Origin of the sequence: Paenibacillus algorifonticola (assembly GCF_000971975.1) — a bacterium.
Taxonomy (GTDB): domain Bacteria; phylum Bacillota; class Bacilli; order Paenibacillales; family Paenibacillaceae; genus Pristimantibacillus; species Pristimantibacillus algorifonticola.
Window position 1 is genome coordinate 1 of the sequence record NZ_LAQO01000051.1, and the last position, 17,941, is coordinate 17,941.

The 17,941-nt window shown below is 49.5% G+C and carries 16 protein-coding genes and 1 riboswitch; of the genes, 4 read left to right on the plus strand and 12 right to left on the minus strand.

Going from position 1 to position 17,941, the window contains the following annotated elements; genetic code table 11:
* Nucleotides 1–181: 181 nt before the first annotated feature.
* The 6 genes from WH37_RS30635 to WH37_RS30660 form a co-directional block, all read right to left on the minus strand.
* Entirely contained in the window at nt 182–958 is a 777-nt protein-coding gene (locus tag WH37_RS30635) for a hypothetical protein (RefSeq protein ID WP_046234461.1), read from the minus strand.
* Between the two features lie 213 nt (nt 959–1,171).
* The gene (locus WH37_RS30640; protein WP_046234462.1) at nt 1,172–1,372 is read right to left on the minus strand and encodes a type II toxin-antitoxin system antitoxin; all 201 of its coding nucleotides are present in this window, start codon (nt 1,370–1,372) and stop codon (nt 1,172–1,174) included.
* A 13-nt stretch (nt 1,373–1,385) separates the two neighbouring features.
* A complete protein-coding gene (locus tag WH37_RS30645; protein WP_046234463.1) occupies nt 1,386–2,258 on the minus strand; it encodes an SPFH domain-containing protein in 873 nt (290 codons plus the stop codon).
* A gap of 486 nt (nt 2,259–2,744) precedes the next feature.
* Nucleotides 2,745–3,545, minus strand: a complete 801-nt coding sequence (locus WH37_RS30650) for an ABC transporter permease (RefSeq protein WP_046234505.1) — start codon at nt 3,543–3,545, stop codon at nt 2,745–2,747.
* Nucleotides 3,546–3,550: 5 nt separating this feature from the next.
* Nucleotides 3,551–4,567 carry an ABC transporter substrate-binding protein gene (locus WH37_RS30655; protein WP_046234464.1) on the minus strand — a complete coding sequence of 339 codons (1,017 nt, stop codon included), beginning with the start codon at nt 4,565–4,567 and terminating at the stop codon, nt 3,551–3,553.
* Between the two features lie 85 nt (nt 4,568–4,652).
* Nucleotides 4,653–4,802: riboswitch (guanidine-I (ykkC/yxkD leader) on the minus strand.
* A gap of 145 nt (nt 4,803–4,947) precedes the next feature.
* A complete protein-coding gene (locus tag WH37_RS30660) occupies nt 4,948–6,123 on the minus strand; it encodes an asparaginase (RefSeq protein WP_046234465.1) in 1,176 nt (391 codons plus the stop codon).
* Between the two features lie 199 nt (nt 6,124–6,322).
* Here WH37_RS30660 and WH37_RS30665 point away from each other — a divergent pair, with 199 nt between their 5' ends.
* The 3 genes from WH37_RS30665 (at nt 6,323) to WH37_RS30675 (ending at nt 9,941) form a co-directional block, all read left to right on the plus strand.
* Nucleotides 6,323–6,898: a TetR/AcrR family transcriptional regulator gene (locus WH37_RS30665; protein ID WP_046234466.1), complete on the plus strand. Its 576-nt coding sequence runs from the start codon at nt 6,323–6,325 to the stop codon at nt 6,896–6,898.
* A gap of 93 nt (nt 6,899–6,991) precedes the next feature.
* Complete coding sequence (locus WH37_RS30670; RefSeq protein WP_046234467.1) at nt 6,992–8,821, plus strand: alpha/beta fold hydrolase; 1,830 nt, start codon at nt 6,992–6,994, stop codon at nt 8,819–8,821.
* Nucleotides 8,822–8,921: 100 nt separating this feature from the next.
* Nucleotides 8,922–9,941, plus strand: coding sequence for an iron chelate uptake ABC transporter family permease subunit (locus WH37_RS30675; RefSeq protein ID WP_046234468.1), 1,020 nt, complete (start codon nt 8,922–8,924; stop codon nt 9,939–9,941).
* Nucleotides 9,942–10,106: 165 nt separating this feature from the next.
* On the opposite strand, the gene urtE is transcribed toward WH37_RS30675, so the two are convergent.
* The 6 genes from urtE to WH37_RS30705 form a co-directional block, all read right to left on the minus strand.
* Nucleotides 10,107–10,820: an urea ABC transporter ATP-binding subunit UrtE gene (gene urtE / locus WH37_RS30680; protein WP_046234469.1), complete on the minus strand. Its 714-nt coding sequence runs from the start codon at nt 10,818–10,820 to the stop codon at nt 10,107–10,109.
* On the minus strand, nt 10,798–11,577 hold the full coding sequence (urtD, locus tag WH37_RS30685; RefSeq protein WP_046234470.1) for an urea ABC transporter ATP-binding protein UrtD: 780 nt from the start codon (nt 11,575–11,577) through the stop codon (nt 10,798–10,800). Before urtD ends, urtE begins: the two co-directional genes overlap by 23 nt.
* A complete protein-coding gene (gene urtC, locus WH37_RS30690) occupies nt 11,546–12,631 on the minus strand; it encodes an urea ABC transporter permease subunit UrtC (RefSeq protein ID WP_046234506.1) in 1,086 nt (361 codons plus the stop codon). Before urtC ends, urtD begins: the two co-directional genes overlap by 32 nt.
* Before the next feature lie 23 nt (nt 12,632–12,654).
* A complete protein-coding gene (gene urtB / locus WH37_RS30695) occupies nt 12,655–13,560 on the minus strand; it encodes an urea ABC transporter permease subunit UrtB (protein WP_046234471.1) in 906 nt (301 codons plus the stop codon).
* 104 nt (nt 13,561–13,664) lie between these two features.
* Nucleotides 13,665–14,927, minus strand: coding sequence for an urea ABC transporter substrate-binding protein (gene urtA, locus WH37_RS30700; RefSeq protein WP_046234472.1), 1,263 nt, complete (start codon nt 14,925–14,927; stop codon nt 13,665–13,667).
* A 470-nt stretch (nt 14,928–15,397) separates the two neighbouring features.
* Complete coding sequence (locus WH37_RS30705) at nt 15,398–16,801, minus strand: MATE family efflux transporter (protein ID WP_046234473.1); 1,404 nt, start codon at nt 16,799–16,801, stop codon at nt 15,398–15,400.
* A 158-nt stretch (nt 16,802–16,959) separates the two neighbouring features.
* Here WH37_RS30705 and WH37_RS30710 point away from each other — a divergent pair, with 158 nt between their 5' ends.
* Entirely contained in the window at nt 16,960–17,844 is an 885-nt protein-coding gene (locus tag WH37_RS30710; RefSeq protein ID WP_046234474.1) for an AraC family transcriptional regulator, read from the plus strand.
* Nucleotides 17,845–17,941 lie beyond the last annotated feature (97 nt).

Consider the following 17,941-nt stretch of genomic DNA (forward strand, 5'->3'; position numbering starts at 1 on the left):
ACACTGAATGGTTATTTGAGTCTAACTTCATTGATAACACAACCTTTTATCGTATACGACTGAATACTACAATTATATTATTTTAAGTTGTAAGGGTCAGTGTAAATCAGACCGTTGCCATTCATCTCCCACTTTAGAAGAGGGGGATGAATGGCAACTAACGGTTAAACTTATTTAGGCTTTATGGCGTTAAGTAAGCGCCTAATCGATCCTTTTGGTTTAGCGAAATGGTAATCTTTTTGATTTTTCTTTCACTTGAAGCGAGCCAATTTTGAATGGCTTCAAATTCAGCTTCAGATGATTGCAAATCAACCGAAGCCATCCAAAACTGATTGTTATCAATCCATTCGTAGTCAGGGATAGGCCATGTCGGCGTATGCATAAACACTTCAGCTAGCTCGGTTGATTCATAAGGAATGACCTTCATCTGCACCAAATCAACAGCAAGCAAAACATGCCGCACAACCTGTCCGCCTTCACTATAGCCAAACCTTGCCAAAAGCAAATCCTTATTCGGAGAAAGTTTATAATCTTGAAAAATGCCATCCGCCAAACCGACACTCACAACTCCGGACTCACGTTCCTTCACCAAAATAGTCGAGCAGTGCTTATTACCACAATTGTACTTCAGCAAAATAAAACGCTCTTGACCCGCAAGATCGAGCACTTCCAGTTGGGTTCGTTCGACTTCATTCCCGATATCATCCTGCAAGTCCAGATACTCCTTATATAGCGGGATATCACTAATGGTCAAATCCACCTTTTCGCCATTTTCGCCTTCCACTGTGAGTATCTCAGATCCGCTATCCGCCGTTCCCGATTGAACCAAATCGGACATTGTCACGCTAGTTGGAGCCTCTTTATAGTTAGCCATTAAGAAATAAACAGCCGTTACTCCTGAGATAATTGCAACTGCAATTGCAAGCGCAAGAAAAGCCCCCTTCCACTTGTCATTCATTTTCCATCCTCCTCATCAGTCATGCCAGCAGCTTTTAAGTTAACAACGCTCCCTAATGCAAAAAAGTTACAAGTTATCCCATTTTGCCAAATCACCAATAAGCCAAATAAGCTCCTCACCTCAAAAAAAGCCGAACAACAACCCCGTCTTCTATAGACGGCAGCTGCTGTTCGACTTTTTCCCTACTATAATCAGCTCTTTATTTGCTTCTTTCTATCCCTTAGGCTCTTCAGCATTTTCCGGAGGCTCGGCTGGCCGTGGCTTCGGCAGCCTGCCCGAACGGCTAAGCGCTTCGCGCAGCAAAAACTCAATATGTCCATTAACGCTGCGAAATTCCTCATTAGCCCACTGCTCCAGAGCGCGGTGAATGTCAGGATTCAGTCGGAGCGGAAAAGCTTTCTTTTCTTTTCCCATTATCGACAGCTCCTTACGTGTACAAAGACCCGGTATTAATGACCGGAGTAGCGGAACGATCCGATACGATCGCCACCATCAGATTGTTGACCATCGCCGCACGCCGCTCCACGTCCAGCTCAATTCCGCTATCCTCCAATTGCTTCAATGCCGCATCCACCATGCCAACCGCACCTTCAACGATTTTCTGGCGAGCTGCCACAATCGCTGTTGCCTGCTGTCTTTGCAGCATCGCACTAGCAATTTCCGGCGCATAGGCCAGATGGGTCAGCCGCGTCTCAAGCACTTCAACTCCTGCGACAGCAAGCCTGCTTTGCAGCTCCTTCAGCAGCTCTTCGGCCACTTCCTCGGAATTGCCTCTCAGCGACATCGCATTCTCATCCGTATGCGTATCATACGGATGCTGCGCCGCCGTGTGGCGAACAGCCGTCTCGCTCTGAATTTCCACGAAACGCTCATAGTTGTCGACATCGAAGCTTGCACGGGACGTATCCGTTACTTTAAACACAACAACCGCACCGATTTCAATCGGATTGCCGTCAGCATCATTGACTTTCAGCGTATGGCTGTTAAAGTTTCTTACTTTAAGCGACACCTTCTGCTTGTTCGTCAGCGGAAGCGTCATCCATAGCCCTGCATTTCTTACTGTACCGATATATTTTCCGAAAAAGGTAATGACCTTCGCTTCATTCGGCTGCACAATCGTCAGCGAGGAAGCAGCGATAATAAAAACAAGAATCAACAAAGCGCCGGCAATAATCAAAAGGAAGTCAGGCTGAGCGCCCGATGCGCCAAAAACAATCAGAATGACTCCCCCAACAAGTGACAATACGCCAACCAGCAATGCTAAAAATCCATTCACATGCCAAGCTTTGTACTCCTTCATCTGTCAGAACACCCCTTAGTATTAATTTGATATATTTATGATATCACTTTTTACATTTATATGCAAACAAAAAAAGCCCACACCCCTCAAGGAACTCTCCCTCTTGGACTGCGAGCTTCGTGTAGCAGGCATTGATATTCTTTTTTTTCAACTAGGATGTGTACGCAATCGTAAGCGAGCCAGATCCCCTGCACAAAGATAGACTTGGTGGACACAGCAGCCGCTATTTCAACAAAATCACGGGTTAAGGCACAGGCAGCGGACTCAGGAGCCGCGAATGCGCTCCCCATCGCTATTTTGAAGGGGTTATTAGGGAGATAACGGATTTCCTGTCCGCTTACGGCCCGAATCGGATCAAAAGCCAGAATAGCGGAACCTCAGTCCTTCAAAAAAGGAGGGAGCGTCGCGAGCTGCGCGGTCTCAGCAACACTCGAATGCTGTTGTCCCCCAGCCTTAAATAATTAGGCTAGAAAATCCACCCAAACGCTATACCCAAGGAAATAATCTGCGGTTCAAAAAGGCAAAGATGCGATCGCTGATCAAGCCCAGCAGCCCAATGACGAAAATACCAACAAAAATCTCCTCCGTATTCAAAAACCGCTGCGCCTTCATAATGGCATAGCCTAGCCCGCTGTTGACGGCTACCAGCTCCGCTACAACTAGATACGTCCACGCCCAGCCGAGAATAAGCCGCATCGTATGCATTAGTTGCGGTTGGATTCCCGGTATGAGCACCGTTTCAATCGCTTTCCAGCGCCCTGCTCCAAGCGTGAAGGAAGCTTGCAGCAAATCTTGCGACACCCTTCGCGTATTGTCAGCCACCATCAACACTAGCTGGAAGAAGCAGCCGATGAAAATAAGCAGCACCTTCGCCCATTCACCAATCCCTGCCCACACCATAATAAGCGGAATGAAAGCGACCGCCGGCATATAGCGGATAAATTCCATTGGCGGCTCCACCAGCGCTTCGCCGAATTTGAATGTTCCAGCCAATATCCCGATGGGAATGCCCAATATGCACGCCAGCAAGAACCCTGACATGACGCGAAATAAACTTACGCCAATATGATTCCAATAGTCGGAGCTCCCGAGCAGCTCAATAAAGGTAGCCAGAACGACATGCGGCTTCGGCAAAAATACAGGGTTCACAGCTTCCGTATAGCTAAGCAGCGACCACAGCAGCAGAAGGAGCATAAAAGAGCAGCTAGCCGTAATCATAAACGCCCGGGAGCCAATATCTTTAAAAATCTGTATCCGATGCGGCTTCCGCCGCCGAACTGCTTCCATCGCCATCACTTCCCTGCTGATGTATTTTTGATGAATTGCGAGTCGAACAGCCCGCTCACATCATCAATGTCACCGACCATATCGAGTCCACGCAAGAAAGCCGCTGTTTGCCCCGCTGTATATTCAAGCGAGGTATATTCGTCACGCTTCTCGAAGGCGTGGAGATTATCTGCTTGAGAGAACAGCTTGATGCCATCAAACCCCAGCTTGAGATCCTCCGGGGTCGTCTCCGCCTTAGCCGAGAGCAGCTTCAGAACCTCTTCCTGATTGGCCTCATAATACGCAAGCGCATCGAACCAGGCATCCACAACCTTCTGCACTTCAGCAGAACGCTTCTGCACCACCTCTTCACGGAACACAAGCAAATCCGGAATGAGCCCCGGCGTATCTTTAGAAGAGAACAACACCTTGCCCTTTCCCTCCTTCACCGCAATCGTCTGAAACGGCTCCCACAGAACAGAAGCATCGGACTTTCCTGAAATAAAAGCTGGACCTGCATCGTTTACTGTCATATTGACGTAGTTCACATCTTCTTCCTTCATGCCATTTTGCGCCAAGGCGGTCAGCAGCAGCAGATGATCGACGGTACCAAGCTCCGTTGCAACCGTCTTTCCCTTCAAATCCTGAATCGACTGAACATCAGGCTTGCTGACGATAGCATCGCCGCCGAAGGAATTGTCGTTGACCAGAACCGCCTTAAGCGGAATTCCTTTCGAAAAGGGAGCGAGTGTATCACTCAGCGTCTGGCTGTTCGCATCGACTCTTCCAGTCGCCAAAGCCTGCAGCGAGTCGCTGTATACCGGGAAAAATTCCAGCTTGACGTTAACCCCATGCTTTTCGAAAAACCCTTTTTCCTCGGCTACATACCACATATACCAGCCCGGCCACGGACTTAGGGCAATAGTAATCGGTTCCCCTGCCCCTCCTTCTTCCGCTTCGCTACCTGAACTGCCACAACCCGCCACAACAACCATCGATACGACAAGCATCCCTACGAGCCAAAACTTCCACGACCGCTTCATTGTCCCACCCCTTGTCTTTAACGCTCCAACCCCTGAATAACTGGAGATTGGGCCTAAAAAAAAAGCAAAAGCCTGGGAGAATGTGATCTCCCAGGCTTTTATCCTTCCGTGTTATACAGCGGTAGTCGTCGCTCCTCAATGGATGCACGCTCGCCGTACGCCGTCTCTTGGACCAGACTTGATAAGACGCGAGGCAAGCTTGCGGCCTGTCAACGGAACCCTAGACAGCTTGTCGTTCCCGATGTGTACAGCCAGCATAGGAACTATATACTATTTTGTTAGAAAACCTTACACTTATCTGTATTATAGTAGGGCACCCAACACTCTGTCAACACTCATGTCACATTAATTTACGTGCATTTCATTTGAAATACTTTGTATTATGCAGCAGCTTTCACTGTTGTATCTTCCGGCACTTCCAGCGCGCCATAAACTGTGAACCATTTTTGCATAGTCGGGAAATCGCTTGTGTAAGTCAAAGTCAGCATAAGCAGAATACGTGCATGAGCCGCATTCAAATTATCTCCTGCCAAAATTCCCTCGCTGCCGCCATAAATATTGCCCGATCCGGTTCTTGTCGTCGTTACGAAAATAACGCCTTTTTCAATAGCCTTCGTACGCTCTTCTCTCATTGCGGCGGAAATGCCGCCAGCTCCCGTACCCGCTGTAACAATGCCTTTCGCTCCGCCTTCTACGAAGCCTTTGATCGCCTCGCCACCAGCACCTTGATACGAATAAGCGATTTCGACCTTCGAGAAGCCCGCCTTCGGCAGCTTGGACAGATCAAACGGTGTCGCCCATTCTGCATCGGTTTTCAGAGCTCTTGTCGGAACACGGTAAATTTGAATGATCGATTCATCAATGTAGCCCAATGGACCAAATCCAGGCGATTCGAAAGTATCCAAACGCAGCGCATTTGTTTTCGTCACTTCACGCACAGCATGAATTTCATCATTCAGCATGAGCACAGTTCCGAATTTTTTCGTCTTGCCGCTCGCTGCCAGCTTGATTGCATTGAACAAGTTCGCCGGAGCATCACTTCCGATTACCGTCCACGGACGCATAGAACCCGTAATGACAACCGGCTTCGAGCTGCGGACCGTAAGATCAAGGAAATAACCGATCTCCTCCATCGTATCCGTACCTGTCGTAACTACTACACCGTCGTATTTCTTCAACGCTGCATCTACTGTCATCGACAGGCTTGCCAGATCGTTCATCAGATAAGCCGAAGATCCTTTGTTGCCAAATTGCACAGTCTCAACATCTGCCATCTTATCCAGATTCGGCAGGCTCTTCACCATATCTTCAATTAAAAGCGTACCTGCACGGTACGTTTGAAAGCTTGTCTCATCAGTCGATTGTCCAGCAATTGTACCGCCTGTACCAATAACCAAAATGTTAGGGAGCTTCGATTTTTGAAAGGAAGCAGACACCTCTGGGAAAGCAATTGCCTGGACAGCAGCCTCAGCGGCTCCTACAGGAGAAATAAATGTTACGAGTGCGATAATGGCAGAAAGCGAAAAAACAGTCATCCTTTTAATAGACAGCATCATCTTGGTTCCCTCCACTTAACTATAATGTAATCTCTATTGCGTTATATTATCTTACATGAATAAATAGAACAAGTGACTTTATACCTAGTTATGTAAGAATTAATAACATTGATTTAATAGTGGCGTGAGGGTTGCCATTAAAATAATCTGCACATGTGCAATCATTGACAATTTAATTTTAGTCCTATACAGTACTAATATGAAAACAAAACAATCCAACCGCGAGGTCGCCTTGCACACCGCCCAACAGTTATTTTTGAGCAAAGGTTATTTGGTTACGAGCATGGATGACATCGTAGCTGCAAGCAAAGTGTCCAAAACGAACATCTATTATTATTTCAAAAGCAAAGAAGAGCTGCTGTCCGTCATTATTGAACGGATGATCAGCCAATATGAGAGCTTGTTCCAGCATATTGGCGGGCAAACCGACATCCCTGTACTTACACGTCTGGATAAGCTCGTTCAGCTATTGACCGAACAGGATGCACGCTGCCTTGGAGGCTGTCCATTTCTGACCCTTTACACGCAGGCACCGCTGGATAACGGACCCTTCCGCGAGCAGTTCCGCCGTTTTTTCCAAAGCCAGCTTTCCTTTATCGAACAATTGCTGCAAGAAGGGATAGAGCGCCAAGAGCTCAAGTCCGACTTGCCAGTCAAACCTACCGCCGCACTTATGCTGTCTACGATTGAGGGAGCTTTATTTTTGCAGCATGCCAGCCAGAATCCAAATACGGTTCAACATGCGTTTCATGCTTTAGCAGCCTTGCTAAAGTAATTTTTTTAATCATTTTAGTACTGATAAGTACTATTTTTTAGAAAATGATCCCCTTTTAACTAATAAAATGATTTGAATAGAAGGAGCAAGCATATGGCACATTTATTTGTTACGGGCGGTACAGGATTTATTGGACAACGATTATTACAGACACTTGCACAAACCAAGCAGCACGCAACCGTTCTCGTTCGTTCTTTAAGCAAATATGAACAGCTTTTGGACAAGCTGAACCTTCGGCATAACGAGTTCATCAAGCCGGTATGCGGTGATTTGACCCAGCCTTTATTGGGCTTAAATAAAGAGGATTTGGCGCGAGTGAAAACAGCAGAAGTCATGATTCATGCGGGAGGTCCTATGGATATCAGACTGAGCGCCGAGCAGGCAAAGCGGGTATTTCTTCAAGCCTCGCAACATATGGCAGAAATCGCTTCGCTTATTCATGCGGAGACGACGCTGCGCCATTTTATTCATTTGGTCGGCTTTAAAAGCCCGTTCCGCAATGAGGATCTATCGCAAAAAGAGCAGGCCATTGCGTCTTTAAGCCATGAGCCGCCTTATGAGCAAGCCAAGTTCCACGCCGACCTCCACATGCGGGAGCAAAGCGTCAAACATGGCTATCCCCTGTCCGTCGTTCACCCCGGCGTCGTCATTGGCGACTCCGCAACAGGAGAGACGGAGCAGCTTGGCGGTCTCGGTCTCCTCGTTGAAGCTACACGCAGGAAACTGATGGCTCTTGTGCCTGGCGGTGAAAAATATTGGCTGCCCCTGTTCCACCTCGATCACGCCGCCGCCTTTATCGCCGCGCTTGCCCAAGAAGAGCATCCCGTCAGCCAAACGTATTATTTGCTGCAAGCGAAGGAAGACAGCCCTAATATGATGGGGCTTATTACAACGATGGCCAAGGAGCTTCGCGTAGCCAAGCCTGTTGGTGCCCTTCCGCTGGGCATTTTATCCAAAGTACTAAGTAGCCCGCTGGGCGGCAAGCTTGGCATTCCCCAAGAATCACTGAGCTTCGTCGTAAACGACTCTTATTCACTTGAATCGGCCCGACATATTCAACAAAAATATGCGTTGGACTACACGGTAACGCCGTCCACTCTTCGCCACACGATCGCCGACCTTGATTTTCGCCTCTCCCATTCAGTGACGACGCATAAGGGCTACAATCAGGGCAAGCTTGGCAATATGACTGCCCTGCGCAATAACAATAGCGGAAATCCAGTTTTGTTCATACCCGGCACCTTTAGCGGAGCGGATTGCCTGATTCCTCTGGCCAATCATTTTCACAATGCTGACATATGGCTCCCTGACCTCCCCGGGTTAGGTAGAAGCCCCTATCATCACAAGTCTAATGTAATTGACGGCCACGCGGAGACCCTTATAGAAGCCATTGCCGCAATGGACACGCCCGTTACTTTAATCGGTCATTCTTATGGAGCGCTCCTCGCCGCCAAAGTCATGGAGGCTATGCCGGATCGGATTCAAGCCCTTGGATTGCTGCAGCCCGTTTTCCATCCGGCGCCGTCCATGTATAAACAGCGCTGGCTTACGGAAATGGCGCTCTCACGCATGAGTGAGACCGCACTAATCAAGTCGCTGATTAAGCAAAGCTGCTTTCAATCAGAGGCACAAATTCCAGCGGAATATATCCGTTATGTGCAGGAAGAGCTGCGCTCACCGAGGGTAAGGAAGACACTTGCCGAGCTATTGCGCGAGCTGACGCGCCCGCAAAGCTTTCAGCTGGCGCCGGAACAGTGGGATGAGAAGAAGGTTCATATTTTATGGGGAGAACAGGAGCGGAATTATGAACTGCCTGATCGCTACCGCCATTTGAAGCTGGGCAGCCTTCCTTATGGGCATCATTTTCCGATCTCCCATCCAGAGCAAACTGCCCAGTTGCTGAGGCAAAGGCTCGAGCTTTAAGCAGCCATACCAAGGTGATGAACAGTCCGAGTGTAATTTTCCCGCTATATTTCCGATATAAAGGAAAATTAGTTTTTTTCTCAGGAAGGACTACTGATTCATGACTACACGAACAAAAGCGAATCCTTTATTTGTCTCTGCCTTTTTTATTTTAGGGCCTATTTTGGTTATTGCCTGTTTTGCTTGGTATTTAGCCACAGGTTTTATAGGTGTAGGCCTCAGCGATTTCATCGAAGCCCTCATTCATAAAGACTGGGATTCAGAAGCATTTATGATTCTGAGCGAATTTCGGCTTCCAAGTGCAGTAGCCCTGACATTGGCAGGAGCCGGCCTCGCCGCTTCCGCAGCTATTCTTCAAGGACTCATGCGTAATCGCTTGGCTGCGCCCACGACTTTTGGGTTAACAGAAATGTCGAGTCTTGCCCTATTTTTAGCTTGGCCTTTTATTTTGAATGAGGAAGTTCCCACTTCTATTCCCATCGTCACGGCCGCTCTCAGTATCGCTGGCTGTTTGACTAGCTGCATCATAATGTATGTGATGACGCGCCTCCTCAAAATCCCGCCATCTTCGATGCAGTTTATTTTTGCAGGAGCATTCCTTGGGACAGCCGCCCATTTCACTATTTTGCTTGTCCGCCTATACGCCAATGACCGTTACGATCTCAGTGCAACATTAACAGCAGTAAGCGGTGTATACATTACAGGAAAAAGCTCTTACGCCTTAGCTTCACTCATTATTGTCGCCTTGGTCGCTGCTGTAGGGCTGTCCTTCTTTATTTCGAAGCATTTTTATGGAGAAAGACCGGCCGGAGCTGTTATATATGGCCTATCCGCCGCAGTCGTTATTCTTATGGCCGGTCTTTCTGTTTGGCTTGTTGGCCCGGTAGCTTGCATAGGTCTGATAGCATCTGCCTTGCTCAGCAAGTGGTGCGGCAATGATTACCGCATCATTATTCCAGGCTCGGCCATCATTGGAGCGATTTTATTACTACTCTTAAGCATTATAAGCAAATCCATATCGCCACTTAGCGATATCCCGATTGCCCACACAAGCAACGCCATTGCGATTCCATTATTTATAATTATATTGTGGAGGCATTATCGCAAGACGGAAACGTAGAACATAGACAGGGTATACTACGGCAATCTTCATAGAATACAAAAAAAGGCTACCTCTCTAAAAAGCAGCTTGCCCCTTTAGAGAAGTAGGCCTTTCTCTGTTTTTCGCGTATTATCTGCTTTGAGGCGGGGATCCAGAATCGAGGTTCGGGATGGTTCGAAGGCATTACACCGTCAAATACTTCTTGATCACGTCATCGTTCAGCTGCGTAAGCGTTCCTTCCCATGCAACAGCACCTTTTTCCAATATATAAAAATAGTCCCCAACACTTTTCACAAAGTCGAGGCTTTGTTCAACGAGCAAAATCGCCGTCCTGCCATCCGCCTTAATCGAACGAATCACCTCGCGGATATCATCTACGATGGAGGGCTGAATGCCCTCGCAAGGCTCATCAAGCAGCAGCAGCGACGGCTGCGATGCGAGCGCTCTGGCGAAAGCAAGCTGCTGCTGCTGTCCGCCGCTGAGATCGCCGCCGCGCCGCGCATACATTTCCGGCAGCACCGGAAATTTCGCAATGGCATCAGGCGGGATCATATTCGCCTGTCCACGCCCTCGCCCCTCCCGTGGCGCGGCCTCCAAGCCGATCAAAATATTTTCGTACACGGTGAGCTGCCCGAAAATCTCCCTCCCCTGCGGCACGTACCCCATACCGCTCTTCGCCCTTCTGCCCGGGGCGCGCTTCGTCAGATCCACGCCTTTATAAGCCACTGTGCCATGACGCGCTTTAAGCAGCCCCATAATGCTTTTCATTAACGTCGTTTTGCCGACGCCATTGCGCCCAAGCAGGCATACAACCTCACCCGGCTCCACCTTTAAGGATACATCGCGCAAAATAATGCTTTCGCCATAACCGGCCTCAAGCTGTCGAACGGCTAGCATCCGCATCCCGCCTTTTCCCCAAATACACCTCGGCTACCCGGTCATCCCGCTGCACATCCTCCATCGTGCCCTCCTTGAGCAGCTTGCCTTCATGCATGACCGTCACCTTGCTTGCAAAGCTGCGCACAAATTCCATATCATGCTCGACGACGACGATGGAGCGTTCACGCGCAATTTCCTGAAGCAGTTCCCCCGTCTTATCCGTTTCCTTATCCGTCATGCCTGCCACCGGCTCATCAAGCAGCAAAATATCCGGCTCCTGCAGCAGCATCATGCCGATTTCCAGCCACTGCTTCTCGCCATGCGATAGCCCGCCTGCCCGGCTATCCTCTTGATCAGCCAGCCCGATCATCTCCAGCTGCCGTTTCATCCGCTTCTGCTCCTCCGCCTGCAGCCTCGCAAATAGTGTAGCGAACACGCCACGCCGCTGGCGCAGCGCTATTTCTAAATTTTCCAGCACCGTCATAGACGGGAAAATGGATGGGGCCTGAAACTTGCGGCCGATGCCCAGCTCGGCAATTTGGTGCTCTTTTTTCCGCGTAATGTCGATATCGCCATTGAATGTGACCTGCCCGGTTGATGGCCGGACTTTGCCGCAGATCACATCAAGCATCGTCGTTTTGCCCGCTCCGTTCGGCCCGATCAGGAAGCGCAGCTCTCCTTTTGCCAAGGTGAGACTCATGCCCTGAATCGCTTTAAAGCCATCAAACTCCACCGTTACATCATTACATTGCAGGATACTCAATGGTTGGCTCATTTTTCGTCACCCTCCGCTTTTTGCCGAGCTTGATTTTGCCAAGCAGTCCCGTTAAGCCGTTCGGCAGAAATACAACTACGATAACAAACATCGCCCCGAGAAAATACGTCCAGCCCTCGGGGTAGGAGGTGCTGAATTCGCTTTTGGCCCAATTGAGCAGCACCGCGCCCATGGCCGCACCGATTAAAGTACCACGGCCGCCAATCGCGACCCATAGCACCATTTCAATAGATGGCACAATCCCCATCATTGAAGGGGAAATAATGCCCACATGGAGCACAAACAGCATGCCCGCGATACCCGCAAATGCGGCAGATAAAGTGAAAATGACCATTTGGTACATCGCAGGATTATAACCGATGAAGCGCACGCGGTTTTCCCCGTCGCGAATAGCCCGCAGCACCTTCCCAAATCGGCTGCCGACAATGTAACGGCATGCGACGAAGACGGCAATCAACACCAGCACCGTAACAAAATATAGCATTCGCTTCGTGTCGGGAGAGGCGAGCGAAGCGCCTAATATTTTGCTAAAGCCCGTCACACCGTTCGTCCCGCCTGTGAAGGCCTGCTGTCCGACGAGCAGCGTCGTCGTAATAATGACCAACGCTTGTGTCAAAATCGTAAAATAGACACCCCGAATGCGATTGCGGAAGGTAAAAAAGCCAAGAAACAAAGCCAGCAGCGCGGGCATGACAATACCCATGGCTACTGCAAAGCCAAAGCTGCTGAACGGCTGCCAAAACAGCGGGAGCTCCTTGAGTCCGCTCCAGCCCATAAAATCCGGCAGCCTCCCGCCACTTGCCTCAAGCTTCAAATACATTGCCATTGCATATGCGCCGATGCCGAAGAAAATGCCGTGCCCGAGGCTGAGAATGCCGGTATAGCCCCATATCAAGTCCAGTCCCAGCGCCACGATGGCAAAAGCGAGAAATTTCGCCAGCAGGTTGAGGCGGAAATCACTTAAAAACATCGGCGCCGCGAACAACGCTACGGCCGCAGCCGCATAACCTGCCAAAATCCACAACCGCCCTGGTGATAACCTTCGCTGCTTCATTTTCACCCGTCACCCCTTCCTTGTTAATCAAGAGAACGTGTACGCATCGCCACAAAACCAGAAGGACGCCATTGCAGGAAAGCCACGATGCACAGGAATACAAGCACCTTGCCGAGTGAAGCATTCGTCCAATATTCAAACATCGTATTAAATACGCCAATGCCAAGCGCGCCAAGCACCGTGCCTACCAGCTTGCCGACGCCGCCCAGCACAACTACCATAAACGCATCAACAATATAATAAGTGCCGAGGGAGGGGCCGATTGGCCCCATTAAAGTCAGTGCACAGCCCGCAATCCCTGCGATACCGGAGCCAATAGCAAACGTCATCGCATCTACGCGGCGGGTCGATACACCTAGGCAAGCTGCCATATCGCGATTTTGCATGACGGCACGCATGCGGCGTCCTTCAAGGCTGCGGTAAATATAGAAGTACATCGCGATTAGACAAGCTGCCACCAAGCCGACGATGAATAATCTTTTATAAGGAAGCACAACATCGCTTAGTATTCGCATTCCGCCATTTAGCCACGAGGGGCTGGTCACCGCCACATTGGGAGCGCCAAATACGGACCGCGCAAGCTGCTGGAGCAACAAGCCTACGCCCCAAGTTGCCAGCAGACTGTCAAGCGGCCTGCCGTACAAATGGCGAATCAGGCTGACTTCCAGCAGAAGCCCAAATAGAAACGCGATGAGGAAGCTCGCTGGAATCGATATAACAAAATACCAGTTGAACCATGAGGACGGCATATAGGCGTGAAACAGATTTTGCGTCAAATAAGTGGAGTACGCTCCAATCATGATCAGCTCGCCATGGGCCATATTAATGACCTTCATCAAGCCAAATGTAATTGCCAGCCCCAGTGCTATCAGCAGTAAAATCGAGCTTACACTAATGCCATTGAACAGCTGCAAAATAAATACGTCCATCCCGCTCTTCACCTCCTGCGATGGCTTGCGCCATCGCCATTATTCCGCTGCTGTTATAGGCGATTCACGCCCGAATGCATTCCGAAAGCATGAATCTAGGCTCCCTACTCGGATGGCTGAATGCTGGCCGCCCATTCATAGCTTTTCAGATATGGGTCAGGCTTCACCGCTTCGCCGGAATTCCACAGCTCCTTGAACTGTCCGTCCGCCTGAACCTCGCCAATCCGGACTGTTTTGTAAATATGCTGCGTCTCTCCGTCAATACGCACCTTGCCTTCCGGCGCATCCCACTCCAGCTCCTTCGCCGCTTCCTTTACTTTGGCAACATCGGTAGAGCCCGCCTTCTCCACGGCAGCTTTCCACAAATATACCGCTGTATAACCAGCCTCGATTGGGTCAGCTGTAACCCGATCCTCCCCATACTTCTTCTTATAATTAGCTACAAAAGCCGCATTGGCTGGGGTATCTGTCGTCTGATAGTAGTTCCATGCTGCCAAGTGGCCTTCCAGTACATCAACGCCAATGCCGCGAATTTCCTCTTCCGCTACCGATACCGACAGCGTCGTCAAATCCTGGGCCGAGATCCCCGCATCCTTGAGCTGCTTGAAGAAAGCGACGTTGCTGTCACCGTTAAGCGTATTAAATACGATATCCGGCTCTGCTTCTTTGATTTTGCTAATAATGGTGCTGTAATCCGTATGTCCAAGCGGCGTGTATTCCTCGCCAACTAGCTCTCCACCCTTTGCCTTCAGTTGTTCTTTAATAATCAAATTAGCCGTGCGCGGGAATACATAATCCGAGCCGAGCAGATACATTTTTTTGCCGCGATTTTCAAGCAGCCAATCGACAGCCGGCACGATTTGTTGGTTTGTCGTCGCTCCGGTGTAGAAAATGTTCGGCGATGCCTCCAGCCCCTCATATTGCACCGGATACCAGAGCAGCCCATTCAATTCCTCAAATACAGGCTTCATCGCTTTGCGGCTTGAAGAGGTCCAGCCTCCGAATACGGTCGCCACTTTATCCTCCGATATCAGCTTGCGGGCTTTCTCGGCAAAAGTCGGCCAATCCGACGCTCCATCTTCTACGACCGGAACAATTTGCGTGCCCAGCACACCGCCCGCCGCATTAATTTCTTCAATCGCCATTAATTCTGCGTCCCTTACGGACACCTCACTAATGGCCATCGTACCACTGAGCGAGTGCAGAATACCTACCTTAATGCCATCTGCCGCCGCAGCCCCATTACTGCCCCCCGCCGTTTCCGAAGGCGTTGTTGAAGCCGTCTCTTTATTTCCCCCACAAGCTGATATCACGAGACTAACGAGCAGAACTACAATCCCTACTTGAAGTAATTTTCTGTTTCTCATTTCTCCACTCCCCCTAAATTAAGCGCTATTTTTATAAAAAACACCTAAAACCGAACGTTCGGAGAAGTTATGTATGGATTGTTCGTTCACAGGAAACGTTCGCAGGTTCATTATAGATTGGCAATTTATCTCATGTCAATATATCTAACACAACTTTATCTTATTTTATTTCATTCGACATAATACTAGCTATTAATACATATTTATTCAGTTAAAGGAGTTAAACCCCTTTCAGTGCGTGCACTTTTTGTTGTTCAAATTGCTATCAGAGTCATTTTATCTAACATTCACCCAAGATATGATTCGCTCTTATAGCGTTTTCTGCTGAGTCAGCTGCTTCTACACTTGCCCTTACCCTTCAGCGCAAAAAAGAGAAAAACGGCAGCAGCGCATCAAGCGCCAGCTGCCGTTTTTCTCTTTTTTGCAAAATGCTTTCCTTTTGCCTTCCGGTGAGGCTCACCGCACCGCATTTACTTAGCCAGTGCGCCCGTTCCAGTAGATGACATCTGCCCTTGCATCGCTTGAGCTTCTCGCTCGTTCTGCTGCTCAGCTCTGAGCAGAAATTTCCGGCCCCGCCAGCGCAAGAGCGCAAGCGTACCCCGAATGTACTCATCCAAAATCATGCAGGCATAAATGCCGAGCAAGCCCCAGCCCAGCTCAATGCCGACCCAATAGGCCAGCGCCATTGCTATGAGCCACATGGAAACTAGCGAGCTCCACATCGTAAACCTAGTATCACCTACAGCGTTTAGCGCATTCCCCAGTGCCATATTGACCATTTTGCCTGGCTGCAATAATAAATTGAGACCAAGCAGCGAGACGCCGAGCGCTATAATTTCGTGATTTTGCGTAAATAAACCGAGCAGCTGCTTCCCGAATAGGAAGATAAGCATCGCATTGACCGTAACGACAGCAAGCCCGATCCACATCGCACGGTACGCAATGCCGTACGCTTCTTTGATCCGACCTGCCCCAAACAAATGGGCGATTTGGATTTGTACCGCCAAGGCAATGGAATAACCCAGCATGAAGCAAAATGATTCAAGTGTATTCAAATACGTCCGAGCTGCCAGTTCATTCGTGCCGAGCATCGCCAGAAACGTGTAGATGAGCAGCTGTGTAAACACCCAGCAGGACATATTGACGCCAAGCGGCCAACCGATTCGCAGGACGTCCCCAAACAGCCTGCGGCTGAATTTTGCAAGATCGCGAACCCGAATCGTACGTTCAAAAGCATGCATGAACATAACAAAAAGCACCATGACGGCAAGCAAACGACAGATAACCGTCGATATAGCTACACCTTTCAGTCCCCATTCTGGGAAGCCGAAGGCTCCAAAAATGAACGCATAGTTGAGCACCACATGCACAATATTCATACCAATGGCTGTATACATCGGCCCCTTCGTATTGCCAGTATTGCGAATCGCTGTACTAAGCGCCGCCATCAAGGAAATGAGCACCATGCCCCCGCCTACGATGGAAATATAAGTTTCAGCAAGCGGCATCAAATGCTCCGGCAGTTTGAGCCATGAAGCGATTTGCCCTGGCATCGTATAAAGTACAACGCTCAGCCCCATCCCGATTATGCCGCTTACACTGACCGCCATAATCGCAATCGTCCGCGCTTCCTCGCTTTTGCGAGAGCCTAGCTTTTGCGCAATGAGAATGCCCGCCCCGCTCGCCACCGTAATAAACAGCGTCGTCAGCGCCTGAAACAGCTGATTGGAGAAGCCGACTACGGCCACAGCCTGATCAGAAATTCGGCTTACCATCAGCGTATCTGCTGCCCCTAATAAAAACTGTAAAAACAGTTCAATAAAAATCGGCCATGCCAGCACCCATAGTGAAAATCGTTTGTTCGTTACCGCCATTCCCTTATCTCCCTCTGGAGCCCGCGTTACTGGCCCATCCGTTGTTCCTATATCATTCGTCATCTCAAATTATAGATGCTATACTGTGCATGATGTATCATTTTCAAAACCGAAACTATTAAAATTCAAACTTCAAAGCAAGGAGGAAGAAAAGCCATATGACGATGATTCATTTGACGATTCCCCCGCTTCCTCATTACATTATTGGCGGCCTTTCTATTGCCCCAGCAGGACGAAAACATCCGAGCAGAAGAAATATTGGCGTGTTCGACCTGCTCGTCGTGACGAAAGGCTGCCTTTATATCGGTGAAGAAGAGCTGGAATATGAGGTTAGTGGTGGTCATGCGCTCATTTTGCGGCCTGATGCCTACCATTACGCGACCATGGCCTGCCAAGAGACCACAGCCTACTACTGGATTCATTTCCAGACGACCGGAGCATGGAGTGTTTCAGAAAGGCTCGCCGATCAGCAGCCGGGCGGCGGCAGCATGGAGCGTATACAAAACAATAATTTTTATACGATGCCAACCTTTACAAAGCAGCTGCCGCAATTTGCGAAGCTGCTGCAGCCTTCCCGCATGGACAGCCTGCTGCGGCAGCTCGTGCAGTTGAATACGAATGATCATATTTCTGGCGTCAAATGGAAGCAGCAGCTCGCTTTTCAAGAAATTATGGAGCAGCTGTCTGCCTCCTTGGAGGTAGCGGGCCCTTCTCCCTCCGCGCATTGTGCCGAGCAAGCCGCCTCGTATTTGCGTGAGCACTACCGCGATAATATAACGGCACAGGAGCTAAGCGAGGCGGTTAACTTCCATTCCGTCTACATAGCGAGATGCATGCAAAAAGAGTTCGGCTGCGCGCCCTTCGATTATTTAATGCGCTTCCGCTTGGAACAGGCCAAGCTGCTTCTGCTTCAAACTGACCTTGCAGTCGCCCGCATTGCCGAGGAGGTCGGCTTCAATCAGCCCGCCTATTTCACCTCCTGCTTCTCGCGTTATGAGGGGCTCTCGCCGCGCCAATACCGCCAGCGCTTCTCTCATGGCTAAATGCGCATCGCGAAGGAACAGCAAAAATCCCCATGCAGCCAGCTAGTTAGCTGGACATGGGGATTTTTGCGTATCCTATAAACTCATCGCATATGCG

Bases quoted from the DNA above. Each gene is read 5' to 3' on its own strand.
- WH37_RS30635 (WP_046234461.1), bottom strand. From the start codon at position 958: ATGAATGACAAGTGGAAGGGGGCTTTTCTTGCGCTTGCAATTGCAGTT.
- WH37_RS30640 (WP_046234462.1), bottom strand. From the start codon at position 1,372: ATGGGAAAAGAAAAGAAAGCTTTTCCGCTCCGACTGAATCCTGACATT.
- WH37_RS30645 (WP_046234463.1), bottom strand. From the start codon at position 2,258: ATGAAGGAGTACAAAGCTTGGCATGTGAATGGATTTTTAGCATTGCTG.
- WH37_RS30650 (WP_046234505.1), bottom strand. From the start codon at position 3,545: ATGGAAGCAGTTCGGCGGCGGAAGCCGCATCGGATACAGATTTTTAAA.
- WH37_RS30655 (WP_046234464.1), bottom strand. From the start codon at position 4,567: ATGAAGCGGTCGTGGAAGTTTTGGCTCGTAGGGATGCTTGTCGTATCG.
- WH37_RS30660 (WP_046234465.1), bottom strand. From the start codon at position 6,123: ATGATGCTGTCTATTAAAAGGATGACTGTTTTTTCGCTTTCTGCCATT.
- WH37_RS30665 (WP_046234466.1), top strand. From the start codon at position 6,323: ATGAAAACAAAACAATCCAACCGCGAGGTCGCCTTGCACACCGCCCAA.
- WH37_RS30670 (WP_046234467.1), top strand. From the start codon at position 6,992: ATGGCACATTTATTTGTTACGGGCGGTACAGGATTTATTGGACAACGA.
- WH37_RS30675 (WP_046234468.1), top strand. From the start codon at position 8,922: ATGACTACACGAACAAAAGCGAATCCTTTATTTGTCTCTGCCTTTTTT.
- urtE (WP_046234469.1), bottom strand. From the start codon at position 10,820: ATGCTAGCCGTTCGACAGCTTGAGGCCGGTTATGGCGAAAGCATTATT.
- urtD (WP_046234470.1), bottom strand. From the start codon at position 11,577: ATGAGCCAACCATTGAGTATCCTGCAATGTAATGATGTAACGGTGGAG.
- urtC (WP_046234506.1), bottom strand. From the start codon at position 12,631: ATGAAGCAGCGAAGGTTATCACCAGGGCGGTTGTGGATTTTGGCAGGT.
- urtB (WP_046234471.1), bottom strand. From the start codon at position 13,560: ATGGACGTATTTATTTTGCAGCTGTTCAATGGCATTAGTGTAAGCTCG.
- urtA (WP_046234472.1), bottom strand. From the start codon at position 14,927: ATGAGAAACAGAAAATTACTTCAAGTAGGGATTGTAGTTCTGCTCGTT.
- WH37_RS30705 (WP_046234473.1), bottom strand. From the start codon at position 16,801: ATGGCGGTAACGAACAAACGATTTTCACTATGGGTGCTGGCATGGCCG.
- WH37_RS30710 (WP_046234474.1), top strand. From the start codon at position 16,960: ATGACGATGATTCATTTGACGATTCCCCCGCTTCCTCATTACATTATT.